Annotated in this window: 24 protein-coding genes and 1 tRNA gene; 11 read left to right on the forward strand and 14 right to left on the reverse strand. The window is 63.9% G+C overall.

The features are described 5' to 3' along the window. The first annotated feature begins 126 nt into the window (after positions 1-126). Positions 127-1,824, forward strand: coding sequence for an alpha-amylase family protein (locus tag JQ631_RS17960; RefSeq protein WP_212328009.1), 1,698 nt, complete (start codon positions 127-129; stop codon positions 1,822-1,824). Positions 1,825-2,001: 177 nt separating this feature from the next. Here the strand turns inward: JQ631_RS17960 and JQ631_RS17965 are convergent, their stop codons facing one another. Next, the gene (locus JQ631_RS17965; protein ID WP_212328010.1) at positions 2,002-3,600 is read right to left on the reverse strand and encodes an alpha-amylase family glycosyl hydrolase; all 1,599 of its coding nucleotides are present in this window, start codon (positions 3,598-3,600) and stop codon (positions 2,002-2,004) included. Between the two features lie 172 nt (positions 3,601-3,772). On the opposite strand from JQ631_RS17965, the gene JQ631_RS17970 reads away from it, so the two are divergent. Then, complete coding sequence (locus JQ631_RS17970; protein WP_212328011.1) at positions 3,773-4,444, forward strand: MBL fold metallo-hydrolase; 672 nt, start codon at positions 3,773-3,775, stop codon at positions 4,442-4,444. 89 nt (positions 4,445-4,533) lie between these two features. Here JQ631_RS17970 and JQ631_RS17975 read toward each other — a convergent pair whose 3' ends face one another. Beyond that, on the reverse strand, positions 4,534-4,902 hold the full coding sequence (locus JQ631_RS17975; protein WP_212328012.1) for a winged helix-turn-helix transcriptional regulator: 369 nt from the start codon (positions 4,900-4,902) through the stop codon (positions 4,534-4,536). Positions 4,903-5,033: 131 nt separating this feature from the next. On the opposite strand from JQ631_RS17975, the gene JQ631_RS17980 reads away from it, so the two are divergent. Beyond that, the gene (locus tag JQ631_RS17980; RefSeq protein ID WP_249160322.1) at positions 5,034-5,336 is read left to right on the forward strand and encodes a hypothetical protein; all 303 of its coding nucleotides are present in this window, start codon (positions 5,034-5,036) and stop codon (positions 5,334-5,336) included. Position 5,337: 1 nt separating this feature from the next. Here the strand turns inward: JQ631_RS17980 and JQ631_RS17985 are convergent, their stop codons facing one another. Both JQ631_RS17985 and JQ631_RS17990 read right to left on the reverse strand, forming a co-directional pair. Next, positions 5,338-6,483: an extracellular catalytic domain type 1 short-chain-length polyhydroxyalkanoate depolymerase gene (locus JQ631_RS17985; protein ID WP_212328014.1), complete on the reverse strand. Its 1,146-nt coding sequence runs from the start codon at positions 6,481-6,483 to the stop codon at positions 5,338-5,340. Positions 6,484-6,622: 139 nt separating this feature from the next. After that, the gene (locus JQ631_RS17990) at positions 6,623-8,035 is read right to left on the reverse strand and encodes an MFS transporter (protein WP_212328015.1); all 1,413 of its coding nucleotides are present in this window, start codon (positions 8,033-8,035) and stop codon (positions 6,623-6,625) included. A 235-nt stretch (positions 8,036-8,270) separates the two neighbouring features. On the opposite strand from JQ631_RS17990, the gene JQ631_RS17995 reads away from it, so the two are divergent. Then, positions 8,271-9,506 carry an LLM class flavin-dependent oxidoreductase gene (locus JQ631_RS17995; protein WP_212328016.1) on the forward strand — a complete coding sequence of 412 codons (1,236 nt, stop codon included), beginning with the start codon at positions 8,271-8,273 and terminating at the stop codon, positions 9,504-9,506. 239 nt (positions 9,507-9,745) lie between these two features. Beyond that, positions 9,746-11,119: a cytochrome P450 gene (locus JQ631_RS18000; RefSeq protein ID WP_212328017.1), complete on the forward strand. Its 1,374-nt coding sequence runs from the start codon at positions 9,746-9,748 to the stop codon at positions 11,117-11,119. 157 nt (positions 11,120-11,276) lie between these two features. Here JQ631_RS18000 and JQ631_RS18005 read toward each other — a convergent pair whose 3' ends face one another. Further along, a complete protein-coding gene (locus JQ631_RS18005) occupies positions 11,277-12,116 on the reverse strand; it encodes an SDR family NAD(P)-dependent oxidoreductase (protein ID WP_212328018.1) in 840 nt (279 codons plus the stop codon). A 194-nt stretch (positions 12,117-12,310) separates the two neighbouring features. Between JQ631_RS18005 and JQ631_RS18010 the strand changes: the two genes are divergently transcribed. From JQ631_RS18010 to JQ631_RS18030, 5 genes are all read left to right on the forward strand, one after another. Further along, a complete protein-coding gene (locus tag JQ631_RS18010; RefSeq protein ID WP_212328019.1) occupies positions 12,311-13,276 on the forward strand; it encodes a sensor histidine kinase in 966 nt (321 codons plus the stop codon). 233 nt (positions 13,277-13,509) lie between these two features. Continuing rightward, complete coding sequence (locus JQ631_RS18015) at positions 13,510-15,246, forward strand: putative bifunctional diguanylate cyclase/phosphodiesterase (RefSeq protein WP_212328020.1); 1,737 nt, start codon at positions 13,510-13,512, stop codon at positions 15,244-15,246. Between the two features lie 205 nt (positions 15,247-15,451). Beyond that, the gene (locus JQ631_RS18020; protein ID WP_212328021.1) at positions 15,452-18,562 is read left to right on the forward strand and encodes a bifunctional diguanylate cyclase/phosphodiesterase; all 3,111 of its coding nucleotides are present in this window, start codon (positions 15,452-15,454) and stop codon (positions 18,560-18,562) included. A 1-nt stretch (position 18,563) separates the two neighbouring features. Next, on the forward strand, positions 18,564-19,619 hold the full coding sequence (locus JQ631_RS18025; protein ID WP_212328022.1) for a sensor domain-containing diguanylate cyclase: 1,056 nt from the start codon (positions 18,564-18,566) through the stop codon (positions 19,617-19,619). A gap of 67 nt (positions 19,620-19,686) precedes the next feature. Further along, positions 19,687-19,763, forward strand: a tRNA-Arg gene (locus tag JQ631_RS18030). Positions 19,764-19,807: 44 nt separating this feature from the next. On the opposite strand, the gene JQ631_RS18035 is transcribed toward JQ631_RS18030, so the two are convergent. The 6 genes from JQ631_RS18035 to JQ631_RS18060 all read right to left on the reverse strand — a co-directional run bounded on the left by JQ631_RS18035 (position 19,808) and on the right by JQ631_RS18060 (position 23,184). Then, positions 19,808-20,101, reverse strand: a complete 294-nt coding sequence (locus tag JQ631_RS18035) for a hypothetical protein (protein WP_212328023.1) — start codon at positions 20,099-20,101, stop codon at positions 19,808-19,810. A 202-nt stretch (positions 20,102-20,303) separates the two neighbouring features. After that, on the reverse strand, positions 20,304-20,597 hold the full coding sequence (locus JQ631_RS18040) for a DUF1330 domain-containing protein (protein ID WP_212328024.1): 294 nt from the start codon (positions 20,595-20,597) through the stop codon (positions 20,304-20,306). A 26-nt stretch (positions 20,598-20,623) separates the two neighbouring features. Beyond that, the gene (locus JQ631_RS18045; protein ID WP_212328025.1) at positions 20,624-21,313 is read right to left on the reverse strand and encodes a DNA-3-methyladenine glycosylase I; all 690 of its coding nucleotides are present in this window, start codon (positions 21,311-21,313) and stop codon (positions 20,624-20,626) included. 121 nt (positions 21,314-21,434) lie between these two features. Beyond that, positions 21,435-22,175: a di-trans,poly-cis-decaprenylcistransferase gene (locus tag JQ631_RS18050; RefSeq protein ID WP_212328026.1), complete on the reverse strand. Its 741-nt coding sequence runs from the start codon at positions 22,173-22,175 to the stop codon at positions 21,435-21,437. Positions 22,176-22,205: 30 nt separating this feature from the next. Continuing rightward, complete coding sequence (locus JQ631_RS18055) at positions 22,206-22,580, reverse strand: winged helix-turn-helix domain-containing protein (RefSeq protein ID WP_212328642.1); 375 nt, start codon at positions 22,578-22,580, stop codon at positions 22,206-22,208. Then, positions 22,567-23,184: a hypothetical protein gene (locus JQ631_RS18060; protein WP_212328027.1), complete on the reverse strand. Its 618-nt coding sequence runs from the start codon at positions 23,182-23,184 to the stop codon at positions 22,567-22,569. Before JQ631_RS18060 ends, JQ631_RS18055 begins: the two co-directional genes overlap by 14 nt. A gap of 198 nt (positions 23,185-23,382) precedes the next feature. Here JQ631_RS18060 and JQ631_RS18065 point away from each other — a divergent pair, with 198 nt between their 5' ends. Beyond that, the gene (locus JQ631_RS18065; protein ID WP_212328028.1) at positions 23,383-24,639 is read left to right on the forward strand and encodes a S1C family serine protease; all 1,257 of its coding nucleotides are present in this window, start codon (positions 23,383-23,385) and stop codon (positions 24,637-24,639) included. Between the two features lie 192 nt (positions 24,640-24,831). On the opposite strand, the gene JQ631_RS18070 is transcribed toward JQ631_RS18065, so the two are convergent. The 3 genes from JQ631_RS18070 to JQ631_RS18080 are packed head-to-tail and all read right to left on the reverse strand — an operon-like array spanning position 24,832 to position 26,460. Then, positions 24,832-25,566: a DUF899 domain-containing protein gene (locus tag JQ631_RS18070; protein ID WP_212328029.1), complete on the reverse strand. Its 735-nt coding sequence runs from the start codon at positions 25,564-25,566 to the stop codon at positions 24,832-24,834. A gap of 16 nt (positions 25,567-25,582) precedes the next feature. Beyond that, positions 25,583-25,927, reverse strand: a complete 345-nt coding sequence (locus tag JQ631_RS18075) for an SRPBCC family protein (RefSeq protein ID WP_349644988.1) — start codon at positions 25,925-25,927, stop codon at positions 25,583-25,585. Then, positions 25,927-26,460 carry an ArsR/SmtB family transcription factor gene (locus JQ631_RS18080; protein ID WP_249160324.1) on the reverse strand — a complete coding sequence of 178 codons (534 nt, stop codon included), beginning with the start codon at positions 26,458-26,460 and terminating at the stop codon, positions 25,927-25,929. The genes JQ631_RS18075 and JQ631_RS18080 overlap by 1 nt, the downstream gene beginning before the upstream one ends. Positions 26,461-26,478: the final 18 nt, after the last annotated feature.

The raw sequence follows: 26,478 nt of genomic DNA on the forward strand, positions 1-26,478 counted from the left end.
GTCCCGGGCTCGCGCTTTGCGCGCCGCCGGACGACGGCCAGTGCCCGGAAAGCGCGGGAACCTCCCCTCCCCGACGCACTTATCACGCAACCGCCCACCTCGGCGGGAGCATCGAGGCTGCGCCGCATGATCGACGATCTCTGGTATAAGAACGCCATCATCTATTGCCTCTCCGTCGGCACCTATATGGACGCCAACGGGGACGGTGTCGGCGATTTCAAGGGATTGCTGCGCCGGCTCGATTATCTGCACGGCCTCGGCATCACCACGATCTGGCTGATGCCGTTCCAGACCTCGCCCGGCCGCGATGACGGTTACGACATCGCCGATTATTACAGCGTCGATTCCCGCTACGGCACGCTCGGCGATTTCGTCGAATTCACTCATGGCTGCTCGCAGCGCGGCATTCGCGTCATCATTGACCTCGTCGTCAATCACACCTCCGACCAGCATCACTGGTTCAAGGAAGCGCGGCGCGACAAGAACTCTCCCTATCGCGACTGGTATGTCTGGTCGGACAAGAAGCCGGCCAATGCCAACAAGGGCATGGTGTTTCCCGGCGTGCAGAAATCGACCTGGACGCGCGACAAGGAAGCAGGTGCGTATTATTTCCACCGCTTCTACGATTTCCAGCCCGATCTCAACACGTCGCACCCGCATGTGCAGGCGGAGATCCTGAAGATCATGGGGTTCTGGATCCAGCTCGGCGTCTCCGGGTTTCGCATGGACGCGGTGCCCTTCATCATCGCGACCAAGGGCGCGAAGGTGAAGACGCCGGTCGAGCAATACGACATGCTGCGGACCTTTCGCGAATTCCTGCAATGGCGGGAGGGCGACGCCATCATCCTCGCCGAAGCCAATGTGCTGCCTGATACCGACATGGAGTATTTCGGCAGGGATGCCGACCGCATGCACATGATGTTCAACTTCCACGTCAACCAGCATCTGTTCTACGCGCTGGCATCCGGCGATTCGCGTCCGCTGGCGAAATCACTGAAAGCGACGAAGCCGCGACCGGCATCGGCGCAATGGGGCCTGTTCCTGCGCAATCACGATGAGCTGGACCTCGGCCGCCTCACCAAGGCGCAACGCGACACCGTGTTCAACGCGTTCGGTCCCGACAAGGACATGCAGCTCTACGACCGCGGCATACGCCGCCGGCTTGCGCCGATGCTCGGCGGCGACCGCAGACGGATCGAGCTTGCCTATAGCCTGATGTGCACGCTGCCGGGAACGCCTGTGATCCGCTACGGCGACGAGATCGCGATGGGCGATGATCTCTCGCTGCCGGAGCGCAATTGCGCGCGCACGCCGATGCAATGGTCGACCGAGCCGCAGGGTGGCTTCACCAAGAGCAGCAGGCCGGCGAACCCCGTCATCGACAAGGGGCCTTACGGCTACCCGCACGTCAACGTCGCCAAGCAGCGGCGCGATCCGAATTCGATGTTGAACTGGACCGAGCGCATCGTCCGCATGCGCAAGGAGGTGCCCGAAATCGGCTGGGGTGACTTTACGATCATTGCGACCCGCGATCCCGCCGTGTTCATCATCCGCTACGACTGGCGCAACAATTCCGTGCTGTTCGTGCATAATCTCGACGAGAAGCCGCGCGAGATCGCGTTCTCGGCGGGGCTTCCCGACGATGCCGGCGCGCTCCTGATCAATCTGCTCGCGGAAGACCACAGCCGCGTCGACAAGCGCGGTCAGCATCGCGTGGTGCTGGAGCCGTACGGCTATCGCTGGTACCGCGTCGGCGGGCTGGATTATCTGCTGAAGCGGAGCGATGTGGACGGGAAGAAGGGGCGGAAGGGACGCGGAAGGTAATTCCAACGTCGTCCTGGCGAAAGCCAGGACCCATTACCCAAGAGCTCGTTATCACGCGCAGCCGCTAACCACGAGTCTTCGCCGAACTCCACCCTGTGGCAATGGGTCCCGGATCTGCGCTTCGCTTGTCCAGGACGACGGCAGAGAACAACGCTGGCTCTGCCTTCTTCTGCTCACCTACGGCGGCACTACTACCACGCCCTCATTGCCGCGCAGATCCAGCACGCCCTCCAGCCGCTCGCCCTCGCGATCCAGGAACGTCGACAGCAATATCTCGCTGCCGAAGCGGATCGCGCTGGTGGTGACGGAGATCGGCTCGGGGCCGAGGTTGAGCACGATGATGAGTGCCCTGCCCTCGGCCTCGCGGCGATAGACCAGCAAATCGCCTTGCGCGGCGATCGGATGATAGTCGCCGGCGACCAGCGCCGGTGAACTCTTCCGCAACGCGATCAGGCGCTTGTAGAGGCTCAGAATCGAACGCGCGTCGGCGTCGAGATTGGCGACGTTCTCGTGAACATGGTCCTCCGGCAACGGCAGCCATGGCTTCGCTTCCGAGAAGCCGGCGTATGTGGACGAATCCCACTGCATCGGCGTGCGGCATCCGTCGCGCCCGACGCCGATGCCCGGCACGTTCTTCTCGAAGGGGTCCTGCACATCCTCCGGCGCGATCGCGAGCTGATGCATCCCGATCTCGTCGCCGTAATAGAGCGTCGGCGTGCCACGCAGGGTCAGCAGCAGCATGGCGGCGACGCGGGCCTGCTCGGGCCCGACGCGGCTGGCGACGCGCGGACGATCGTGATTGCCGAGCACCCAATTCGGCCAGGCACCGCGCGGCAGCGCCTTCTCGTAATCCTCGATGATCTTCTCGATCGAGCGCGCGCTCCAGAAGGTCGAGAGCAGGGCGAAATTGAACGGCATCTGCGCGCCGGTGAGATCGTTGCCGTAATAGGCCATCAGGCGGTGCAGCGGCAGATAGATCTCGCCGATCAGCACGCGGGCCGAATACGCATCGGTGACGCGCCGCATCTCGGCGATGACGTCGTGCACCTCCGCCTGGTCGGTGGAGTATTGCGTCAGGATCCTTTCGTTCGGGGGCCGGCCCTCGACATATCGCGGGTTCGGCGGGTTGTCGCGAAATTCGGCGTCCTTGATCAGATGCCAGATCACGTCGACACGAAAGCCATCGACACCCTTCTCCAGCCAGAACCGCATCACGTCGTAGATCGCGGCACGGACTTGCGGATTGCGCCAGTTGAGGTCGGGCTGCTGGGCGAGAAAGGCGTGGTAGTAATATTGGCCCGTGGCCTCGTCGAGACGCCACGCGCTGCCGCCGAACTCGGACAGCCAGTTGTTCGGGACGCCGCCGCCGGGCGCAGGGTCGCGCCAGATGTACCAGTCGCGCTTGGGATTGTCGCGCGAGGCGCGGCTCTCGACGAACCAGGGGTGCTGGTCGGAGGTGTGGTTCGGCACGAGATCGAGGATCAGCTTGAGGCCGTTGCTGTGGGTGGCGGCGAGCAGCGCATCGAAATCCGCCATCGTGCCGAACAGCGGCTCGATGCCGGCATAGTCCGAGATGTCGTAGCCGAAATCGGCCATCGGCGAGGGAAAGATCGGCGACAGCCAGATCGCGTCGACGCCGAGCGATTTCACGTAAGGAAGACGCCGCAAAATGCCGGCGAGATCGCCGACGCCGTCGCCGTCGCTGTCCTGAAAGGAGCGCGGGTAGATCTGATAGAAGATGCCGTCGCGCCACCAGTTCTCGCTGCCCTGAGTCATGCCGGAAAGACCATCCAAAATCTGCTTCTCGCGCGGGAGAACGCAGAAGCAACGCCCCGGTTCAAACTGGCGAGCGAATTGGGACGGTCGTGTGACGATCTCCGCGTCTGTTCCGCGGGCCGACCACGACTATTTTGCTTGGCGGCGCAGCAAAAATCGGCATTGTGAGGCCATGACCGAACAAACCGACACAAAACAGGCCAAGGCCGGCGCGATCATCGTTCCGGTGACGCTGTTCGAGCAGAACTGCACCATCATCTGGGACGAACCCACCAAGAAGGCCGTCGTGATCGATCCCGGCGGCGACGTGCCGAAGATCCTCGAGGCGATCAAGCAGACCGGTGTCACCGTGGAGAAGATCTGGCTGACTCACGGCCATATCGACCATGTCGGCGGCGCGGCCGAGTTGCGCGATGCGCTGAAGGTGCCGATCGAGGGTCCGCATGCCGCGGACAAATTCCTGCTCGACAGCGTGGTCGAGAGCGGCGGACGCTTCGGCATGACCGGCGTGCGCAATTTCGAGCCGGACCGCTGGCTCGACGAAGGCGACAGCGTCTCGATCGGCGGCCTGACCTTCGACATTTTCCACTGCCCCGGTCATTCGCCGGGTAGCGTGGTGTTCTTCAACAAGGATTTGCGGTTTGCCCATGTCGGCGACGTGCTGTTCGCGGGCTCGGTCGGGCGTACCGATCTGCCCGGCGGCAATCACGCCACGCTGATCAACTCGATCATGACAAAGCTGCTGCCGCTCGGCGACGATGTCGGGTTCATCTGCGGCCACGGCGCCGGTTCGAGCATCGGCCAGGAGCGGATGACCAACCCGTTCATTACGGGCGAGATGTAAGGCCTTTTTTTCTTGCGCATGATCTCCGCGCAAACGCGTTCCGCGTTTGTCGCAAAGGAAAACCGCTTCACGCTTTTCTGCATCATGCGCTACTCGGCGGCGTCCGCAAGCGCCGCCGCTTCGCTCAGGTTTCGCTCACCCCATTCACGAATGGCCGCGACCACGGGCACAAAGCTCTTGCCCTTGCGCGTGAGGCGATACTCGACCTTCGGCGGGACCTCGCCGAAATCCTTGCGGTCAATCAGGCCGCTCGCCGTCAGCGCCTTCAATTCGCGGCTGAGCACCCGCGGGGTGATCTCGGCGCTGCCCGAGGTGCCGCGCAGCAGGCCGCTCCTGATCTCGCCGTAGCGGCGTGGGCCGTCCTTCAAGTCCCAGACGATACGCAGCTTGTATTTGCCGCTGATCATCTTTTGAAACGCTGCGACCGGGCAGGAGCGTGCGGGGGAAGCCTTTGCCATGTCGTCTTCTCCATGTGCGGAATGAGGATAAGAGCGGCGGCGAAAAAGTCCATACTATCAATTTTGTCCATACTTGCAGGATCGCTTGCAGGGCGCAGATGATGGTGCACATGGCGAACAGGGAGCGTCACATGAAGCACTTCATGATCAAGTACGAATTCAAGAACGGAGCGACGGAGGCCTGGCACCAGGAGATCGGCCGCTTCATCAAGGCGATCGACAGCGATCCGGAGCTGAAGGGGCGGATCGGCTATCGCGTCCTGAAGAACCGCGACGACGGGCATTATTTCCACCTCGCCAGCGTCGCCGATGAAGAGGCGCAGAAGGCGCTGCAATCGCGCGACTTCTTCAAGCACTATTCGGCGATGACGCGGCAGGTCTCCGGCGGCGAGGTCACGGCGACGCCGATCGAGATGATCGACGCGACGGCCTGAACTACTTCATCAAGCCCGCGGCGGTCAGCGCGCGGGTAATGATCTGGCCGAGATCGAAGCCGCGGTCGCGCTTCGGCTCGGCCTTCCCGTCGGCGACCTTCGCACGGATCGTGCGGGCGAGATGCGGCGCGGGCGCAGGCTTTTCCTCCACCCGTTTCGCATCATGGATCCAGCCGGTGAGGCCGAAGAATTTTGCGATGTGATACGACGAGGAGATGCCGGCCTCGATCAGGAACGCGCCTTCGATGCCATAGCGCTGGTCGTTGTCGGCAAGGCCGAGCGGCGTGCCGTGCGCCATGCCTGTGATGGCATAAGACTCGACCAGCGTCTCGCCATCCTCGTTCCACCAGGTCTGGCGCGGATAGCCGTCGACGACGGTCTCGGCCATCGGCGCCATCGGCAGATCGTGCAGGTCGAGCCACTGCTTGACGATCTCGTTGGCGTTGCCGGGATTGACGGTGCGGTCGGCACTGCCGTGCCACACCGACATCTTCGGCCAGGGCCCGCGATGATTGGACGCCCGCCGCACGAAATCGCCGAGCTCGCGCTCGGGGCGAACGGGCGAATGAAACATGCCGTCCAGCGCCTCGCGCAGATTCGAGGCGATGCCGTAAGGCAGGCCTGCGATCACCGCGCCGGCCGCGAACACTTCCGGGTAGGTCGCGAGCATCACCGAGGCCATGCCGCCGCCGGCGGAGAGGCCGGTGATGAAGATGCGCCTGGGATCGATGCGATGGGTCTCGACCATATGCGCGACCATGTCGCAGATCGAACGCGCCTCGCCGCTGTCGCGTGTGGTGTCTTCGGGGCTGAACCAGTTGAAGCAGGTGTTGCCGTTGTTGATGCGCTGCTGCTCGGGCATGACAAGCGCGAAACCGTAGTGACGCGCGAGCGTCGACCAGCCCGCGCCAAGATCGTAGGCTGCTGCTGTCTGGCCGCAGCCGTGCAGCACCACGACGAGCGGGCGCGGCATCTGGAGCTGCGCCGGCACGAACGCAAACATGCGCAAGGCGCCGGGATTGTCGCCGAAGCCGGTGACCTCTTGCAGCGGGCTGGAGCTATCGGCGCTCGCGCCGAAGTCGGGCAAGCGCAGACCGTCCATCCTTGGCAGACGTTTCAAGAGGTCGACATTTCTGGCTAGCGACACGGCAAGTTCCTGGTGGGCGGCTTCAACCTTTACCCAGACCAGATAGTTGCTGCAGTGCAAAATGAAAAGGCCGTGTGCTGCCGATCCTCGCTGAAACACGGGAATCCCCGGGGAATTCGCACATATTAACCGCGCTGCCTCAACTTCGTGCAGATGCGCGGCGCATCCACGTCAGGAATGCGGCGCAGATCATGATTAACGCCGCAAACAGCGCGAGCGAGACGAGAAAACCTGCGCGCGCTGATTGCGACGCCTCGATCGCGAAGAACACCGCGCCGATTGCGGCCACTCCGGCCGCGTTTCCGACCTGCGCCGTCGTGCCGTACATGCCGGAGGCCGAGCCCGCGGCGACGGGTTTGACGCTCGCGAGCACCGCGCCCGAGAGAGGCGCCATCACCAGCCCCTGCCCGTAGCCGAAGATGATCATGATCAGCGCAAGCAGGATCGGTGTCGGCGCAGCGACATAAGCTGCAACGAGTGCGAGCGCGGCAAGGCCCGCGATCTGCAGCCCGCAGCCTTCCATCAGGACCTTGGTGCCGCGATGTCTTGCTCGCGCGGCGCTGTGGCGCGAGGCCACGACAAAGGCGAGCGCGAGCGGAATGAAGGCGAGACCGGCGGCGAGCGGCGCAATCTTGAGGCCGCGCTGCATGAACAGCGTCATCACCAGATAGAACGAGAGATTTGCGACGAAGAAAAAGAAGGCGGCGCCGAGCCCGCGCAGGAACGCGGCGTCTTCCAAAAGCGCGAGATCGATCAGCGGCATGCCTCCGGCGCGCGCGACCGCGTGTTCCAGCGTGGGGAAAGCGAACAGGATCATGCCGCCTGTCGCCATCACCGCCCACAGCCATGGTGCCCAGCCGACATCGTGGCCGAACAGCAGCGGCCCGATCAGGCACAGCAATCCCGCGAACAGCACGACGCTGCCCGTGAGATCGAGCTTTGTGCCCGTCCGCCGCGGCACGGCAGGCATGATGCGCCAGGCGGCAACCGCGATGACGAGGCCACTGGGCACGTTGACGAAGAACACCGAGCGCCAGCCGGTATGGGCAAGGTCGATCGTAACCAGCAGGCCGCCGAGCAGAAAGCCGGCGGCGCCCGCAAGGCCAAGCACGATGCCGTAGATGCCGAAGGCGCGGTTGCGTGACCCGTCCGTGAACAGCAGATGCAGCGTCGCCAGCACCTGCGGCACCATCAGCGCCGCGGTGGCGCCCTGCGCCAGCCGGGCAATGATCAGCTCCACGCCCGACTGCGCCAGGCCGCACCACAGCGACGTCGTCGTGAAGCCGAGCACACCGGCGAGAAAGACGTTCTTCGTGCCATGGATGTCGCCGAGCCGACCGCCGGTGACGACCAGCGTCGCATAGGCGATCAAATAGATCGCGATGACGGATTCGATCTGCGCTGGCGTGGCGCGCAGATCGACCGCGATGGTCGGGATCGCGACGTTCACGATGAAGGCGTCGACGCCGAACATGAACTGCGCGGCGACAACGATCGCCAGCACCCACCAGCGGCGAGTCGAATCGACAGGCTTTGTAACGGTTTGATGCATTTTGGCGCAGCCCCGGGATGGTCGCCATCGGACCATTCCAGACTGCGCGCGGTGTTGCGATTACCTCGGAGGTAGGATCCGCGTGCTGTTGGCCTGTCTGCGCGAGCGCGGAGAGGAAGAAGAAACACGCATGCCTGCATTCCGCCATGCGGGACATCGCGCGATTGCGTTCGTGGCATCGCCCAATTAGCCTCACGGCGCCAACAAACAGAAAATGACAGCCGGAGAGAACGCCATGGCGCGCCTGAAGTTTGGAGCCTTTCTTGCCCCGCATCACCCGATCGGGGAGCATCCGATGCTTCAGTTCCGGCGCGATCTCGACCTGGTCGAGCAGCTCGATGCGCTCGGCTATGACGAGTTCTGGTGCGGCGAGCATCATTCCTCCGGCTGGGAGATGATCGCGTCACCCGAGATGTTCCTGGCCGCGGCCGGCGAGCGCACCAAGCGGATCAAGCTCGGCACCGGCGTGATCTCGCTGCCCTATCATCATCCCTTCAACGTCGCCCAGCGCATGGTGCAGCTTGACCACATGACCGGCGGCCGTGCCATCTTCGGCTCCGGCCCGGGCGCACTGGCGTCCGACGCCCACACGCTCGGCATCGACCCGATGACGCAGCGCGACCGCCAGGACGAGGCGATCGGCGTGATCCGGCGCCTGTTCAACGGCGAGCGCGTCACCGCCCAAAGCGAGTGGTTCACCATGAACGACGCGGCGCTGCAGATCCTGCCGTTGCAGGAAGAGATGCCATTCGTGGTGGCGTCGCAGATCTCGCCGTCGGGCATGACGCTCGCCGGCAAATATGGCTGCGGCATCATCTCGCTGGGGTCGATGACGACGCAGGGGCTGATGTCGCTGCAACAGCAATGGCAGTTCGCCGAGGATGCCGCCAAGAAACACGGCACCACGGTCAACCGCGCCGACTGGCGCGTGCTGCTGAGCTTCCACATCGCCGAGAGCCGCGAGCAGGCGCGCAAGGAGGCCGGCGCCGGGCTGATGCGCTGGCACAACGAGTATAATGTCGGCACGCTGCAGCGACCGGGCCTCACCGCATTCTCCTCGCCTGACGAGGCCGTGGACAAGACCGCCTTCGTCGACGGCGCGGCCTCCACCATCGGCACGCCGGACGATCTCGTCAAAACCATCAAGAACGTGATGGAGGTCTCCGGGGGCGTCGGCGCCGTCATCGGCTTCGTGCACGACTGGGCCAATCCGGAGGCGACGCGCCGGAGCTGGGACATGGTGGCCCGCTACGTCGTGCCCGAAATCAACGGCTATATCGACGGCCTGCGCAGGTCGCAAAAATTCGTGATCGAGAACCGCGCGATCTTCGAGCGCGCCGGTCAGGCCGTGATGGCCAAGATCATGCAGAACGAGAAGGCCGCCGAGGCGCTGAAGGTGACCGGCGTCGGTCGCGTCGCCATTCCCGCCGTGAATGCGCCGGATTTGCAGAAGGAGGCGGCCAAGCGATAGGCCTGTCTCCATTCATCGTCCCGGGGTGCGCGCAACGCGAGCCCGGGACCCATAGCCACAGGCCGCAGCTTTACAAAAGCTCGGAGTTACCGGCTTCGCGCCACAAGTTCTCCCTGTAGTTATGGGTCCCCGCCTACGCGGGGACGACGCTGCCGTCTACAATTTGCCGCCAAACAACCGTCGTATCTCGGTGCCCGGATTGTGCTACGCTGACAGCGTCGGCCATCAGGAGCAACGCCATGTCGATGCAGAATGTCGCGCCTGCGCTTCCATACATCGCGCCCAGGCGCAACGAACTGACGCACATTCCCGGCGACGAGGGCTGGCCGATCATCGGCAAGACGTTTCAAACGCTGGCCGATCCCAAGGGGCACGTCGAGGCCAACGGCGTCAAATACGGCCCGGTCTACCGCACCCATATTTTCGGCGAGACCAATGTCGTGCTGCTCGGGCCCGAGGCCAACGAGCTCGTGCTGTTCGACCAGCAAAAGCTGTTTTCGTCCACGCACGGCTGGAACAAGGTGCTGGGCCTGCTGTTTCCACGCGGCCTGATGCTGCTCGATTTCGACGAGCACCGGCTGCATCGCAAGGCGCTGTCGGTCGCGTTCAAGTCCGGGCCGATGAAGTCCTATCTCAGCGATCTCGACCGCGGCATTTCCGCGCGCGTCGCGCAGTGGAAGGCCAAGCCCGGCGAGATGCAGCTTTATCCGGCGATGAAGCAGCTCACGCTCGATCTCGCGGCAACGTCCTTCCTCGGCGCCGACATCGGACCCGAGGTCGACGAGATCAACCGCGCCTTCGTCGACATGGTCGCGGCCGCCGTCGCCCCGATCCGCCGGCCCCTGCCCGGCACCCAGATGGCGGCCGGTGTCAGGGGACGGAAGCGCATCGTCGCCTATTTCCGCGAGCAGATTCCGCTCCGGCGCGGCAATCACGGCGGTGACGATCTGTTCTCGCAGCTCTGCCGCGCCACCCATGAAGATGGCGCGCTGCTGTCCGAGCAGGACATCATCGACCATATGAGCTTTCTGATGATGGCGGCGCACGACACGCTGACCTCGTCGCTGACTTCCTTCATTGGCGAACTCGCCGCCAATCCGGACTGGCAGACCAGGCTGCGCGACGAGGTCGTTGCGCTCGGGCTCGCGGCGGACGCGCCGACAAGCTTCGATGATCTTGAAAAGATGCCGCTCTCGGAGATGGCGTTCAAGGAGGCGCTGCGGATCAAGCCGCCGGTGCCCTCGATGCCGCGCCGCGCGATGCGCGACTTTACGTTCCAGGGCTTTACGATTCCCGCCGGCACCGCGGTCGGCGTCAATCCGCTCTACACGCACCACATGAAGGACATCTGGCCGGAGCCGGATCGCTTCGATCCCTTACGCTTCACCGAGGACGCCCAGCGCAACCGCCATCGCTTCGCCTGGGTGCCGTTCGGCGGCGGCGCGCATATGTGCCTCGGCCTGCACTTCGCCTATATGCAGGCGAAATGCTTCGCGCGGCACTTCTTGCAGAACATCGAGGTCTCGCTCGAGCCCGGATACAAACCGGACTGGCAGATGTGGCCGATCCCGAAGCCGCGGGATGGGCTGAGGGTGCGGATCAAGGCGGCGTAGCCACAGCCGTCATTGCGAGCGCAGCGAAGCAATCCAGAATCTTTCCGCGGGAACAGCCCCGGATTGCTTCGTCGCTTCGCTCCTCGCAATGACGCAAATCAGGTTTTGTGCGCGAAGGGCGCGTCTTTGCCCCCTTACGGCTCCGGCGCCGGAGCCGCTACGCTCCTCCGTCAAATGCTTTGCGCAACGCCGACAGCCCCTGCTGCTGCTGGGTCCAGTTGCGGCCGCCGGTGACGGCACCATCGACGACGAAATCATGACCATTGACGAAGCTGGACTCGTCGCTGGCCAGGAACACCGCGGCGTGGGCGATGTCGTCAGGCAGACCGGCGCGCGGGATCGGCTGCGCGCTCTTGTAGACGTCACGCAACATGGCAGGCGTCTGCTCGGCAGCATCGGTCGAGAGCCCCAGCGCCTTGCCGAAAATGCCTGTCGCGATCGCACCCGGCGAGATCGAGTTGACGCGCACGTTGGATTCACCGAGCTCCATCGCGACGCATTTCGTCAGATGAATCACCGCAGCTTTTGCCGCCCCATAGACCAGCGAGGACGAATAGCCGGCGAGGCGGCCGGCGATGCTGCCGTTGTTGATGATGCTGCCGGAGCCCTGCTTCTTCATATGCGGCGCGGCATGCTTCATGCCGAGCATGACGCTGCGCACCAGGGTCGCCATCGCCGCATCGAAGCGCTCGACCTCGAGGCCCTCGATGCCGCCGGTCTGGGCCGGGCCGCCGGCATTGTTGAACAGGCAATCGATCCGGCCGAATTTTTCCACCGCAAGCGCGATCAGCGCCTGCATCTGCGCTTCGACGGTCACATCCGTCTGACGGAAGACACAGTAGCTGCCGAGCTGCTTCGCCAATGCCTCGCCTTCCGATATACGCCGGCCTGCGATCACAATTTTGGCGCCTTCGGCAACGAAGACTTCCGCAGTCCGCAATCCGATCCCGCTGGTCGCGCCCGTGATCACCGCAACCTTGCCGTCAAGCCTGCCCATGGAATGTCCCTGTTTTCGAATGATTTGAAGCCAAATTGCGGATACCGGTCGATGTCATCGCCGCGACAATCGGCGCCGCAACAATCACTATTCCTGCCTGATGGCGACAAGACAAGCTTTGCTTGCGCATGCGAGATGCGTAACATCATGACCCGTCTCTCGTTTTTCGAAGTTTTACCGCGACCGGGCTGCGCATGGGGAAGCTGATCGACGAATTCCGAAAGGGGTGGCAAGGCGAGGCAGTGCCGTCGCTCGGCCTGAGCATCGCGTTCGCCGTGGCCTGCCTGCTGGTTGCGACCCTGGCCCGCTGGGGCCTCGCGCATGTGCGTCCGGACGTCTACTTCACGCCGTACTTTCCGGCCGTGTTCTTTGCCGCCGCCTTCGGCGGCTTGCGGATCGGCGTGGTGACGGCGCTGGTCGGCGGCGTGCTCGGCGTCGTCGTGAATTTCGATCATTCGTTGGCCGATCGCGCGCGCTTTGCCTTGCTGACACTCTATTGGGGTGTCTCTGCGCTGACCATCTGGGGCGTCGAGCACTATCGCACGATGCTGACGGAGCAGCGCCGGATCTCCAAACGCCTGATCGAGGAAGAGGACTATCGCAAGCTGCTGGTCGACGAGCTTCAGCACCGGCTGAAGAACAAGCTGTCGACCGTGCATGCCGTGCTGCACCAGGTGTTGCATGACCAGCCCCAGGTCTGGGCTCGCATCGACCCGCGGCTACGATCGCTGGCCGCGACCGACGATCTGATCTCGCGGATCGACAAGGCCGGCTGCGACATTCGCGACCTCCTGATTTCCGAGCTCGGCCCCTACGGCCATGTCCGCTTCACCCTCAATGGCGACAGGCTGTTCCTGCCGCCGAAGCTCGCCGTGACGCTGTCCTTGATGTTTCACGAGCTCGCCACCAATGCCGGCAAATATGGCGCGTTCTCTGCGCCGCGCGGATTATTGCAGGTGTCATGGACCGTCAGCGATGATCGCCTGACCATCACTTGGGACGAAACCGAGGGACCGATCGTCGGCGATATCTCCGAGCCAGGGTTCGGCACCAAGCTCCTGAAGTCGGCGCTGTCAGCCTTCGACGGCAAGACCGAGGTCTCCTATTTGAAGACCGGCCTGCATTGCACCATGCAATGTCGCATTCCCCGGAACGGATGACGAGCGGGTAGCTGGTCCCAGCAAAAGCGAAAGAGAACCGCGCCCTTTTGCTCGCGCTTTTGCAAGCGCTGTTGACCCTCTGTTAATGACGATCGATCGCGCGCCTCGCCGCGCGCCAAGTTTCTTGCAAAACACCCCCGTATTTCTGCGGACCCCTTAACCAAACCTAAGAGGGAACTGCGCATGATCGCGCCCATTGCAAACGCGCGCCAACAACAAGATTCATGGCTTCTATGAACGACAATGCTTATAGCGGCGCGAACGAAGCCGAACTCGGATTCCTCAAGGAAATCGTTAGAATGCTGCCTGCCGGCCTGACCGTGCAGGACGCGCAAGGCAAGCTTCTGCTGGTTAACGATGTCGCGGCGTCCCAGCTCGGCATGGACGGCAGCCGACCCTCGCCCGATCTCGCGCCGCGCCGCGAGGCCTGCCAGCAAGCATTGAGGTCCGGCCAGCCCGTTGTCTCCGAGGAAGCGCTCCATGACGGAGCCGCACGCCAGGTGCTGCTGACCACCCATCGCCCGGTCCAGCTTGCCGGACGCGCGCTCCTGATCTCGGCCTCCTCCGACATTACCGAACAGAAGAATTTCGAGGACCAGCTGTTTCGTTCGGCCTATTTCGACGAGCTGACCAGCCTGCCCTCGCGGCGGGTGATCGAGCATCGCGCCAACAGCCTGCTGTCACGCGACCAGGCCGGCGATCGCTTCGCGCTGGCTTTCCTCGACGTCGATAATTTCAAGCACATCAACGACTATTACGGCCACGCCGTCGGCGACGCGCTGCTGATCGAACTGTCGAAGCGGCTCGGGCGGGACCTGCGCGATTCCGACATGCTGTCGCGCATTTCCGGCGACGAGTTCCTGCTGCTGCTGTCGCCGATCCAGAGCCAGGAGGAGGTCGCCGAATTCATGAAGTCGACGCTGGAACGGCTGACCGCGCCGTTCTTCATCGACAATTCGGAGCTGTTCGTTTCCACCTCCGTCGGAGTCAGCCTCTATCCCGATCATGGCCGCAGCTTCGAGACGCTGCGCCAGAATGCCGACATTGCGATGTACCGCATCAAGAACAACGGCAAGGGATCTGCCTCCTTCTTCGATGCCGGCATGGAGCGCGAGGCCCTGGCGAGGATGAAGATCGAGCAGTCACTGCGGCTCGCCATCCTCGAAAAGCGCTTCTGCTGCGCCTTCCAGTCCAAGGTCGATATCCGCACCCAAGCCGTGAAGGGCATCGAGGCGCTGGTGCGCCTGCGCGACGACGAGGGCGTGATCCAGGCACCGGGCTCGTTCATCAACCTCGCAAGCGAGCTCGGACTGATCGACGAGCTGACCCATCTCGTGCTGGCCGAGATCGTCAAGTCGGTCGACCTGATCAACGAGACCTTCGGTGCCGAAGCCACCATCAGCATCAACGTCGCCGCCAAGCAGGCCGGCAACCCCGAATTCATGCGCGATTTCGCGCAGGCGCTCGATGATACCGGCTTTCCACAGCGCTTCATGATCGAAGTGACGGAAGACGCCTTCGTCGCCAAGAATCATTTCCAGAGCGAAATCCTGCCGATGTTCCGCAAGCTCGGCGTCGGCATCTCCATCGACGATTTCGGCACCGGCTATTCGTCGTTGTCGGCGCTGGCTGACATCACCGCCGACGAGATCAAGATCGACCGCTCCTTCATCACCGACATCCATAAGCGCCCGCGCAGCCAGGGCATTCTGCGCGCGATCGAATCCCTGAGCGAGGCGCTCGGCATGACCGTGATCGCCGAGGGCCTCGAATCCTACGAGGAGCTCGCCTATCTCCAGGCCGCGACCAAGATCCGCTACGCACAGGGCTATTATTTCGCCCGGCCGATCTTCCTGGAGGAGTTGAAGCTGGCCACCCCCGCCTCGAGCGAATCCCGCGGCAGCGTGTCCGCGCGCCCGATGCAGCAAAATCGGCAGGGCTATTCGCGCGCGAACGGATATCGTCGATAAGCCAAGAGCGCCTTGCAATAAGCTTCGATTAACGATGCAACGCAGCGTGCCATGCGGGCGCCGCACAGCCGGCACGCAACGCTCCCCGGTTCTCGCGTGGGTGGATCTCCGTAGAAGTCCGCAACCGGTTTAAGCCGCGGGTAACCGGCTTTCCTAAGTATTGCGCCATCTGTCCATAGTATTTCTGGTCCTCCAGGGGAGTGGGATGCGCCAGGTTTTCCAACAGGTGGCAGCTGCAATGTTCTCGGTCGCGAAGAGCGGCCGGGACGCGGCCGTGCGACGTGGGCCCGTGCTGTGGCTGACCCTCTCCGGCGCACTGCTCGTCGCCGGCATCTTCGCCGTGACGGCAATGGCCGTCGGCGAGTTTCGCGAGCGCACGCTGGCCAACCGCGAGCGCGAGCTGGAAAATACCGTCCAGCTAATCGCGCGGCACTTCGATCAGCAGTTTGAAGATTCCGACGTCGTCGCGGCGGATCTGATCGGACAGATGCATCTGCCCGACATCACCTCGGCGCAGATGTTCCGCGAGCACATGTCGGGGCCCGAAGCCAACCGGATGCTGCGGGGCAAGGTCAGCGCGGTCTCCTATCTCGGCGACATCGCGATCTACGACGCGGACGGCGAGTTGATCTCCTGGTCCCGCGCGCAGCCGCTGCCCAAGGTCAACGTGTCTTCCCGCGCCTACTTCCAGACCTTCAAGACCAATCCGATGTCGGAGCCGGTGCTGCTGGAGTCCGTGCGCAGCTTCCTCATCCACAAATGGACCACGGTCGTTGCGCGTCGGCTCAGCCTGCCGGACGGTACCTTCGTCGGCGCGATGGTCCGGCGGATCGATCCCGACAGCTATCAACGCTATTTCGCCTCGGTCGCCCTGGCCGAGGGCGCCGCAATCTCGCTGTTCGACCGCGAAGGCGTGATGCTGGCGCGCTATCCGAATATCGAATCGAGGATCGGCATCAGCTACAAGAGCGCGCCACTGATGCAGAAGGTGCTGACCCAGGGTGGTCAGCAGACGCTTCGCGTCAAGAGCCCGGTCGACGGCGAAGAGAAGCTCGGCTCGGCCGCGTCGCTGACGCATTTTCCGCTGGTCATCATCGCGACCAACACCACGTCGGCCGCGCTGGCCGACTGGCGGCAGCAGACCGGCTTCATGGTCACCACCGCGACGCTGTCGGCGGCGGTGATCGCGCTGATCCTCTTCATGATCATCCGCCAGATCAACCGGCAGAACCGCGAGGCCCAGCAGCGGCTGGAGGCGGAGCGGCTGCGGCTGGACACCGCCCTCAACAACATGTCGCAAGGGCTGATCCTGTACGACGCCGGCGGATATATCGTCACCTGCAATCGCCGCTATGCCGACATGTTCGGCCTCTCGCACGACGTCATCAAGCCCGGCTGCCACATCCACGAGGCGATGTACCACCGCAAGGAGCGCAACGCTTTCAGCGGCAACGTCGAGGAATTTTGCGCCGACGTCTTGAGGGACGTTGCCGAAGGCAAGGTCACCACGAAATTGCATCAACTGCCCAATGGGCGCGCTTTCCAGGTCATCAACACGCCGCTCGCACAAGGCGGATGGGTCGCCACCATCGAGGAGATCACCGAACGGCGCAATCTGGAGCAGGAGCGTGACCGCAATTACACGTTCCTGCGCGAGATCATCGACCACATCCCGTCGCAGATCACGGTGAAGGACGCCTATACGCGGCACTACCTCCTGGTCAACCGGATTGCCGAGGACATCTTTGGGGAAGGCGGCAAGACGATCGTCGGCAAGACGGCGGCCGACATCCTGCCCGAAGCCGATGCCGAGGTCGTCACGCGCGACGATGACATCGTGCTGCAATCGCCCGACCGGCTGCTGCAGAAGGAGCAGAGCTGGAGGACCCCGACCGACGGCCAGCGCCACACCATTTCGAAGCGCATCGGCATCTGCGACAAGGCCGGTGAGCCGCGCTACATCATCAACGTCATCGAGGATGTCACCGAACAGCGCAAGGCGGCCGAGAAGATCGCGCATATGGCACACTACGACGCGCTGACCGACCTGCCCAACCGCGTGCTCTTCCGCGAGCAGATGGAGCGCGAGCTGGAGAAGGTCGCCGGCGGCGCGCAATTCGCGCTGCTCTACATCGACGTCGATGAATTCAAGGGCATCAACGATTCGCTCGGTCATCATGTCGGCGACGAGCTGCTGATGGCGATCGCCGGCCGCATCCGCGCCTGCCTCAAGCCGGGCGACCTGATCGCGCGGCTCGGCGGCGACGAGTTCGCGGTGATCCAGACGGGAATCGAATCATCCGCCGACGTGCTGGCCTTCGTGACGCAGATCCATGAAGTGATCCGCCGCCCCTATCATTGCCTCGGCCACCAGCTCTCCACCGACGCCAGCATCGGCATCGCACTGGCGCCGCAGGACGGCGCCGATCTCGACCAGCTCATCAAGAATGCCGACCTCGCGATGTACGGCGCCAAGGCGGGAGGACGTCGCACCTACCGCTTCTTCGTGCCGGCGATGGATGCGAGCGCCAAGGCGCGCCTCACGCTGGAGCAGGATCTACGCCAGGCGCTGATCGATGGCGGCTTCGAGATCCATTACCAGCCGCTGGTCAATCTGCACACGGGCGTGGTCTCCGGCTGCGAGGCGCTGCTGCGCTGGCGCCATCCCGAACGCGGCATGGTCTCGCCGGCCGAGTTCATTCCGATCGCCGAAGATACCGGCCTGATCAACGAGATCGGCGACTGGGTGCTGCGCACCGCCTGCAACGAGGCCGCGACCTGGCCCGCCGATGTGCGCATCGCCGTCAACGTCTCGCCGGTGCAGCTCAAATGCGACACGCTGGCGCTGCGGATCGCGGGAGCGCTGGCCGCCTCCGGGCTTGAGCCGCGCCGTCTCGAGCTCGAGATCACCGAGGCGGTGCTGATCCGCGACGACGAGGCGGCGCTCTCGATCCTGCACCAGCTCCGCGCGATCGGCGTGCGCATCGCGCTCGACGATTTCGGCACGGGCTATTCCTCGCTGAGCTATCTGAAGCGCTTCCCGTTCGACAAGATCAAGATCGACCGCTGCTTCGTCGCCGACATCGCCGAGACCAGCGGCTCGCCCGTGATCGTGCAGGCGGTGGTGAACATCGCCGCGGCCAGCGACATGACCACGGTCGCCGAAGGCGTCGAGACCGAAGCGCAGCGCGAGATGCTGCGCACGCTCGGCTGCACCGAGATGCAGGGCTACCTGTTCAGCAAGCCGAAGCCGGCCGCCGAGGTGCGCGAGCTGTTCGGCCCTGACAACGCCATGCCTGTGGCAGCGGTGGCCTGACATGGCAAAACTCATCAGGTCTTCCGCCAAGACCGTCGACGTCGCCGATTCCTACGCGGTGCGGCTGATGCAGCATCTGGTGGTGCCGACCTTCGTGATCGATCCGAAGCGGCGTGTCGTGATCTGGAACAGGGCCTGCGAACGGCTGACCGGCGTTGCCGCCGCCGAGGTGATCGGCACCAACAAGCATTGGCAGGCCTTCTACGAGACCAGGCGCCCTTGCCTTGCCGATCTGGTCGCGCAGGATCGGCCCGAGCAATTGCCGGAGTTCTATTCGGAATATGCGGCGCGCGGCCACAACGGGCTCGGCTTTTCCGCGGAGAACTGGTGCGTGATGCCGAAGCTCGGCAGCCAGCTCTATCTCGCGATCGATGCCGGCCCGATCCATGACGAGGCCGGCAATCTGATCGCCGTGGTGGAGACGCTGCGCGACCTTACCGACCAGAAGCGCGCCGAGATGGCGCTGAAGGAGCTCGCTACCAAGGACGGGCTGACAGGGCTCTCGAACCGCCGCTCGTTCGACCAGATGCTGATGAGCGAATGGACCCGCGCGCAACGGACGCAAAAGCCGCTGGCGCTGCTGTTCGTCGACGTCGATCACTTCAAGCTGTTCAACGACGAGCACGGCCACCAGAGCGGCGACGAGTGTCTGCGCGCGGTCGCCGGCGTGGTCAACCGCCACGCGGTGCGCCCGCTCGACCTCGCCAGCCGCTATGGCGGCGAGGAGTTCGCGCTGATCCTGCCTGAGATGAGCTGCGACGATGCCTGCGCTGTCGCCGAGGAAATTCGCCGCGCCGTTATGGCCTTGGCGATTACTCACGGTGCCAACGGCGCCGGTCAGCACGTGACCCTCAGTGTCGGCGTCGCCAGTCACATCCCCGGCGAGGCCGACGGTGCCCCCGACCGGCTGCTGGGTGCGGCCGACCAGGCGCTCTATGCCGCCAAGCGCCTCGGCCGCAACCGTGTCGTCTGCTCCGAGCGGGTGCTGGCCGAATTCGCAGGCCACGGCCGGGATAGCATGCCAGTTCCTGGCCTCACCCCGCGCAAATCGGCCTGAAGCGCGACGTTTGCCGCAGCAAGACCGGTTGCCCGCCCCTCGCCGTTAGGCTAAATGAGGCCTCGCTGCACCCGTAGCTCAGCTGGATAGAGCGTTGCCCTCCGAAGGCAAAGGTCACACGTTCGAATCGTGTCGGGTGCGCCATTTCCTTCCAGACCGACCTCAATGCGGGCCTGGTGCTCCCGATCTCAGTGCCTGATGTGCTCGAACACGACGATCACGCCGGTCGGCTCGGGCTCGTGCGCCATCAGCCGCGTCAGATCCGCATCGCTCCAGTCGGCGAGGCTGACGACTTCACCGGTCTCGCGGTCCGAGCCGAGCGACGGGGCTAATTCCAACACTTTCAATCCCATCTCGTCGACGAAGAACGTGTGTTCCCCGAACATGCTGTTGAGCTGGGGCATGGCGGGATGCTCGTCGGGCAGCACCTGGGCGCCGAGCTGGTTGACGGTTTGCTTCACCTGTTCGGATGTGAGCTTCATGAGCTGCTCCGTTCTGTCGTTCGAGTTTGTGGAACCGAGCCGGAGCGCGTTGTTCCCTGCGCCGTGTTGTCTGGCTCAACCTCCCGAACGGGTGCTGCGCACAAATGTTCCTGCGAAATGAATTTCGTGATCGCACGTGGCGCTCGCCGCGCCGGCGGCGCGAGATCGCCACATGGTCTTCAAGATCCGCACGCCCGCAGCGCTAGTCCGCAGCTTCAACGATCCTGATATCGCGATCGGCGCCGTTGCCGAGCAGATCGTGCGCGGCCTTGTAGGCAGGGCTTTCATAGGCAGCCCTCGCCCGCTCGACGCTGTCGAACTCGATGAGGACGACGCGTTCCATCTGGCCGAGTTCGAAGGTCGCAGCCGGCATTCCCCGCGCCAGCACGCGACCACCGGCGGCCTCGATGGCCGGACGCGACAATTTGGCGTAGGCCGCCATGGCCTCGGGATTCCTGATTGCGCGATAGGTGGCGACCCAATAGGCTTTGGCCATTGTTGTTCTCCTCGCTTGTTTGAGAGCTAATGCTCGCTTCGGTTCTCGCCGACCGAGAGCGCACAGATGCGCGACAGATAGGTGTAGGGCAGACCGGTCTCCTCGGCCCAGGCATTGAATTGCGCCTGCACCTTGGCGAGATCGCCCTTCGACTTGACCTCTTCGGCAATGTCGAGGCCGGTCTCGCGCAGGCAGGCAACGACGTCCTTCGAGGTGACAAAGCCATCCCAGCCGACGAAGCGCAGCAGCATCTGGCCTGTATTGCCGCCGAGCCTGCTACCGCGCTTGGTCAGGAGATCGAGCAGACCTATCTCGTTGGACGGCGGCCATTTCGCCAGAAACTTGCCGAAGCTGCCGTGCTCCTTCGCGACCTCCTGCACGAAGGCGGCATTCTCGCGCACCGACATGATCTTGGCGCCGTTGCGCACGATCCGCGCATCGCGCAGCAGGCCTTCCCAATAGTCTTCGGGCTGGAAGGAGAGCTTGGCCGGCTGGAAGAGATGGAAGGCGTCTTCGAAACCGCCCCACTTCGCGTCGATCACGCTCCAGGCAAAGCCCGCGCAAAACACCCGCTTCGTCATCTCGGCAAGGATGCGATCGTCGCCGAGCCTGGCCAGGCGTTTCAGGTCGGGCTTGTCGGGCATCAGACTGTCGAGCGCCTTGGGGCCGCCCTTGCGCTTCTCGGCGCGGGCACGAATGGTCTTGAAGGACGTCATACGATCACCCGCGTTCAAGGGTACTGCACGACATCAGAATTCAGTGATCCGGTCCAGCCCCGCGACGGCATGCACTCGTCACGCGGCTGAAAGCGAACCCCGCGCTCCTGCATGGGGCGTGTCACGCCCGCGAGAGCGACGGCACCTCCTCCGGCATGATGGCCTGGAGGCCGCCGAAGCGTCGCTCGCGGCCATGGAAGGAGGCGAGCGCCGCGGCGAGATCGCCCGCATCGAACTCGGGCCACATCCGTTCGGTGAAGTGCAACTCGGCATAGGCGCCTTCCCAGAGCAGGAAGTCCGACAGCCGCTTTTCGCCGGAGGTCCGGATGATGAGATCGACGTCGCGCAAACCGGCCTCGCCGGTGACGAGTTGCGAGAACGCTTCGCGGGTCAGGCTGGTCAGCGCGGCGGCCTTCGCCGCGGCATTCAGGATGGCGTCGCGCGCGGAATAGTCGACGGCGATGCGCAGATGCAGCGTGGTGCCGCGCGCTGTAGCGTCCTCCGCGCGCGCGATGGCGTTGGCGATGCCCTCCGGCAGGCGATCGCGGCGGCCGATCACGTTGAGCCGTACGCCGTTCTTCACCAGGCTCTGCACTTCATTGGCGAGGTAGAAGCGCAGCAGCGTCATCAGCGCGGCGACCTCGGTCTTGGGCCGGCGCCAATTGTCCGTCGAGAACGCATAGAGCGTCAGCGTGCCGATGCCCTGCCGGGGCGCGGCCTCGACGATGCGCCGGATGGTCTCGACGCCGGCCTCGTGGCCGCGCACGCGCGACAGGCCGCGCCGCGTCGCCCATCGTCCGTTGCCGTCCATGATGATGCCGACGTGAAGCTTGTCGTTGTGGGACGTGACGTCACTTTGCATCGCAAAGTCTCCGGTCAAAAAGGGGGACGATCAGGTCGGAAGAAAGCCGAGACGGCCGAGCGGCGACGCCTCGCGGCCGGCGGCCTTGGCGGCGTCGCGCACCAGCCGCTCGAGCACGGCAAGATAGTCGAGGAAGCGGCGGCGGCCGGCCTTGGTCAGGCGGCAGGTGGTGTGCGGGCGATTGCCCTCATAGCCCTTGGTCACCTCGACGAGCCCTGCCTCCTGGAGCACCGCGAGGTGCCGGCTGAGATTGCCGTCGGTGAGGCCACAGAGCTGCTTCAGATCGGCGAACGCAAGACCCTTCGGATGCGCCATCAGCGAGGTCAGAAGCCCGAGCCTCGCCTTCTCATGAATCACACGATCGAGCCCTTCATAGGAGAAAGGCGCGCTGTCAGTCTTCGACATCATTGTCTCCAGACGCGAAATACAGAATGGCCGCCATCACCGACTGGCCGATCACGAAAGGCAATCCCATGGTCCATGGCGACAGCATGTGGGTCTGGCTCGCCAGCACCACCACCGCAAAGCCTGAGACGAAGTACCAGGCCCCGGCGAACGCCACGCTGCGTGGCAGCGAACGGACCGATGCGAAAATGCCGAGCGACACCAGGATCTGCCACAGCCCCGGCAGCAGCCACAGCGTCTCAGAAGCGAACTTCCACATCACCACCGCAAGCAGGACACCGGCAACGCCCGCAGGCAGGAACTGCTCGACCGCCTGGTGGATCATGGCGTCGGCAAGACCGGAATGATGGCGACGCGAACGCGCGCGCATCTCGATCCAGATCATCGCCCCGGACAGCGCGGCTGCAATGAACCAGCCGAAAAAGAAACCGAGCGGCTCGCCGGTCGCATCGCCGAGCAACCAGAATTGCAGGATCGCGGTGAGAAGCGCGACCGCACCAGTCGCGGCCATCGTCGCCGGACCGTAACCGCGGAATGCCGTACCGGCCGCAATCTGGCTGCGGATCGCCACGATGTCGGCCAGCGCCTTGTCGAGATCGCGCATCGGCAACGCCAAAACTCCACTCCGCCCGGTTCACGGACTGGCTTGGCCAGTCACTTTGTACTGCAAAGTATACCGCGTCACAAAGCAAAGACAAGCCTGAAAGTCGCTCGGCCGGGACGAGACCTGCGCAAACAACTTCCGGTTGCACGAAACCCGCTCACGCAGCTAGGATGCGGCCAAAGCTTTTGGGGGGAAGTCATGTGGTTGAGGTTGCTTGCCGCTGCGGCTCTGTTGCAGCTGGGTTTTGTCGGGCTAGCGCATGCGGCCGGACCATTCGGCTCCGTCAATGTCGGCAACTGGGTCGGCGGGGCCTTCAGCAACGATCAGACCGGCGCCTTCTCCCATTGCGCGGCAACGACGCCGTATGCAAACGGCGTCAACCTCGTCGTTAGCCAGAATGCCACCGGCATTTGGTCGCTGGCCTTCGCAAGTCCCAGCTACCACTTCAACAAGGGCGAGAATGCTGCGATCGACGTGACCTTTGACGGGCAGGAGCAAGCCAGGCTGTACGCCACGGCCTACCAGACCAACATGCTTACGGCCGTCATGCCAGTCAACGTCGTGCGCAAATTTCAGAAGGCGAGCCTGATGGTCGCAACGGCCGGCCGCGCTGTCCTGAATTTTGACCTGACCTCGACCGGACCGGTGATCGCGGCCCTGGCCAATTGCGTCACTCGCGTGAAGGCCGACGGGCTGAGCAAGGCCGGCGATTTCACCAGGGGCGCGGCGAAGCCGGCAGCCACCGCAGACAAGCAAGGCTCGCCGCCGGCCAGCAAGCCGGGCAGAGGGGCCAAGGATAGCTCCGGCTTTGGCACCGGCTTCGTGGTCAGCGCCAGCGGGCACATCGTCACCAACTACCATGTGATCGACGGTTGCAGCGAGCTCAAGGGCAATCTCACCGGCGAAGCCGCGATGGTGTTGCGCGTCGTGTCGAGCGACGCGAATAACGATCTGGCTTTGTTGCAGCCGTCAACGACGGCGACATTCAAGGACTTTGCCCGGATCCGCGATCGCTCGTTCCACTCCGGCGATTCCGTCGTTGCGATCGGCTTTCCCTATCACGGCTTGCTCACGTCGGACTTCACCGTGACCACGGGCATCGTCAGCTCCCTGAGCGGCATGCGCAACGACACGCGCTTCCTGCAAATCAGCGCACCGGTGCAGCCCGGCAATAGCGGCGGCCCGCTGTTCGACACCAGCGGTCAGATCGTCGGCGTGGTCACCGGAAAGATCCCCGGACTGCGCATCGCCGCAATAACCGGAGACATTCCTGAAAACATCAACTTCGCCATCAAGACCGGCGCGCTGCGCGACTTCCTCGACAATTCGGTGGTGCCGTACCAGACAGCCGAGCCGAAGGGCGAGCTCAAGACCCCCGAGATCGCCGGCAATGCGCGTGCCTATACGATGCTGATCTCGTGCAAAGGCACGGACCAGGCGGACGCGAAAAAGTAGAGCCTGGACGGAAGAAAGGCCGCCGCGCCAACCTCCGCTGTCATTCCCCGCCAAGGCGGGGAATCCAGTACGCCGAGGCCAGTCGATTCAATCACACCTCCCTCGGAGTACTGGATCGCCCGGTCGAGCCGGGCGATGACACCTTTTGACGTAGGCCAGGCGTGCGCCTCACTCGCGGTGGCGCGTCCCCCCTCACCCGTGACAGCACGCGCCCTTTGCTTGCGGCTCGTATTGGTCGCGCAGGCGGACCCAGTCCATCGGATAGGGCAGGCCTTCCTCGTGACGGCCGAGCGGGGTGAGATCGAGATATTGATAGGCTGCGTTCATCATGTCGAGGCCGCGGGCGAAACAGGAATAGGTGTGAAAGATCTCGCCGGCTTCGTTGCGAAAGAACACGCTGATGCCGGGTAGCTCCGGACCGTAGAACGGCGTGGTACCGAAATTGTACTTTGGCACGCCCTGCTCGATCTGCTCGCGCGTGAACGAGACTTCGTAATCGTAGTTGAAGTTGTTGCCGCCTGAAGACACCCAATCGAAGCTCCAGCCCATGCGCCTCTTGAAGGCCTCGAGCTTTGCGACAGGCGCCAGCGAGATGGCCGCCATGGTGGTGTCGCGTGCCGCCAGATGCGGCACCATGCGCTCGAAACCGTCGACCCAGAATGAGCAGCTCTTGCAGGCCGCCTCCCAATCCGGCGCAAACATCACGTGCTGGACCACGAGCTGCGGTCGGCCCTTGAAGAGATCGCCGAGCGTCACCTTGCCGGTCGGGCCTTCGAAGACGTAGCTCTTGTCGACCTTCAACCAGGGCAAGGCGCGACGCTCCTCGGCCAGGCGCTCGCGCGCCTGGCTCAGTTCCTTCTCATGCGCGAGATGTGCTTTGCGCGCGGCGACCCATTGCTCGCGCGAGACGATCTGATGTTGCTGCATGACGTTCTCCTTGCTGTCAGGCGACAAAGGTGTCGAGCTTGTCGAAGAACGAGGTCCAGCCACGCTGGTGGTTGTCGCGTGCGGTCTCGTCGAAGAACTGGGCGTGATGGAAGATCATCAGCGTACCGGCGCTGTCGGGCTTCAGCGTGATCGTCACCAGCGACTCCCGCTCCGGCGTTGAATGCCAGGCCCAGGTGAAGACCAGCCGCTCGTTCGGAACGACCTCGCGATAGAGGCCGCCCGCTTCGAAATATTCGCCGTCATCGCGGGTGAACGAGATGCGGTAACGGCCGCCGCTCCGAACATCGAGCTCAGCGCTGAGCGTCGCCGGCTTCATGTTCGGCGGCCCGAACCATTGCACTAGCTGCGCGGCTTGCGTCCAGGCGGCGAAGACTTTTTCCGGCCGCGCGCGGAGCCTACGCGTGAGCGTGAGGCTTGGACCTTCGTTTGCGCGCTCGGCGGCACCGGCGGCTGCGTTGACCATGGTTTGTCCTCCACAAAGGCGGCAAGGCGGTCGAAACTCTCGGACCAGAATTGGGCGTAGCGATTGAGCCAGTTCATCGCCTGCTCCATCGGCTGCGCGGTGAGCCGGCAAGAGACCGTGCGCCCGGTCTTCTCCCGCACGATCAGGCCCGCATCCGTGAGCACGTCGAGATGCTTCATGATCGCCGGCAGCGAGATCGAGAACGGCGCAGCCAGCTCGCTCACCGACAGGCTGTCCTGCTCGCCGAGACGCGCGAGCAGCGCGCGCCGCGTCGGATCGGACAGCGCCGCAAAGGTGCGGTCGAGCGCCTCACCCTGATACTTAACCATAAGGTTTAATATAGGCGCAAACGCCACCCCGTCAAGCGGGAACCCACGCAAGAAAAACCCCGCCTTTCGGCGGGGCTTCATTCGCGTTCATTTTTCGAT

It is taken from the genome of Bradyrhizobium manausense, from assembly GCF_018131105.1.
Lineage (GTDB): Bacteria > Pseudomonadota > Alphaproteobacteria > Rhizobiales > Xanthobacteraceae > Bradyrhizobium > Bradyrhizobium manausense_B.

Excerpts from the sequence above, each read along its gene's own strand:
- JQ631_RS17960 (WP_212328009.1), top strand. The coding sequence starts at position 127 with ATGATCGACGATCTCTGGTATAAGAACGCCATCATCTATTGCCTCTCC.
- JQ631_RS17965 (WP_212328010.1), bottom strand. The coding sequence starts at position 3,600 with ATGACTCAGGGCAGCGAGAACTGGTGGCGCGACGGCATCTTCTATCAG.
- JQ631_RS17970 (WP_212328011.1), top strand. The coding sequence starts at position 3,773 with ATGACCGAACAAACCGACACAAAACAGGCCAAGGCCGGCGCGATCATC.
- JQ631_RS17975 (WP_212328012.1), bottom strand. The coding sequence starts at position 4,902 with ATGGCAAAGGCTTCCCCCGCACGCTCCTGCCCGGTCGCAGCGTTTCAA.
- JQ631_RS17980 (WP_249160322.1), top strand. The coding sequence starts at position 5,034 with ATGAAGCACTTCATGATCAAGTACGAATTCAAGAACGGAGCGACGGAG.
- JQ631_RS17990 (WP_212328015.1), bottom strand. The coding sequence starts at position 8,035 with ATGCATCAAACCGTTACAAAGCCTGTCGATTCGACTCGCCGCTGGTGG.
- JQ631_RS17995 (WP_212328016.1), top strand. The coding sequence starts at position 8,271 with ATGGCGCGCCTGAAGTTTGGAGCCTTTCTTGCCCCGCATCACCCGATC.
- JQ631_RS18000 (WP_212328017.1), top strand. The coding sequence starts at position 9,746 with ATGTCGATGCAGAATGTCGCGCCTGCGCTTCCATACATCGCGCCCAGG.
- JQ631_RS18005 (WP_212328018.1), bottom strand. The coding sequence starts at position 12,116 with ATGGGCAGGCTTGACGGCAAGGTTGCGGTGATCACGGGCGCGACCAGC.
- JQ631_RS18010 (WP_212328019.1), top strand. The coding sequence starts at position 12,311 with ATGGGGAAGCTGATCGACGAATTCCGAAAGGGGTGGCAAGGCGAGGCA.
- JQ631_RS18015 (WP_212328020.1), top strand. The coding sequence starts at position 13,510 with ATGAACGACAATGCTTATAGCGGCGCGAACGAAGCCGAACTCGGATTC.
- JQ631_RS18020 (WP_212328021.1), top strand. The coding sequence starts at position 15,452 with ATGCGCCAGGTTTTCCAACAGGTGGCAGCTGCAATGTTCTCGGTCGCG.
- JQ631_RS18025 (WP_212328022.1), top strand. The coding sequence starts at position 18,564 with ATGGCAAAACTCATCAGGTCTTCCGCCAAGACCGTCGACGTCGCCGAT.
- JQ631_RS18035 (WP_212328023.1), bottom strand. The coding sequence starts at position 20,101 with ATGAAGCTCACATCCGAACAGGTGAAGCAAACCGTCAACCAGCTCGGC.
- JQ631_RS18040 (WP_212328024.1), bottom strand. The coding sequence starts at position 20,597 with ATGGCCAAAGCCTATTGGGTCGCCACCTATCGCGCAATCAGGAATCCC.
- JQ631_RS18045 (WP_212328025.1), bottom strand. The coding sequence starts at position 21,313 with ATGACGTCCTTCAAGACCATTCGTGCCCGCGCCGAGAAGCGCAAGGGC.
- JQ631_RS18050 (WP_212328026.1), bottom strand. The coding sequence starts at position 22,175 with ATGCAAAGTGACGTCACGTCCCACAACGACAAGCTTCACGTCGGCATC.
- JQ631_RS18055 (WP_212328642.1), bottom strand. The coding sequence starts at position 22,580 with ATGTCGAAGACTGACAGCGCGCCTTTCTCCTATGAAGGGCTCGATCGT.
- JQ631_RS18060 (WP_212328027.1), bottom strand. The coding sequence starts at position 23,184 with ATGCGCGATCTCGACAAGGCGCTGGCCGACATCGTGGCGATCCGCAGC.
- JQ631_RS18065 (WP_212328028.1), top strand. The coding sequence starts at position 23,383 with ATGTGGTTGAGGTTGCTTGCCGCTGCGGCTCTGTTGCAGCTGGGTTTT.
- JQ631_RS18070 (WP_212328029.1), bottom strand. The coding sequence starts at position 25,566 with ATGCAGCAACATCAGATCGTCTCGCGCGAGCAATGGGTCGCCGCGCGC.
- JQ631_RS18080 (WP_249160324.1), bottom strand. The coding sequence starts at position 26,460 with ATGAAGCCCCGCCGAAAGGCGGGGTTTTTCTTGCGTGGGTTCCCGCTT.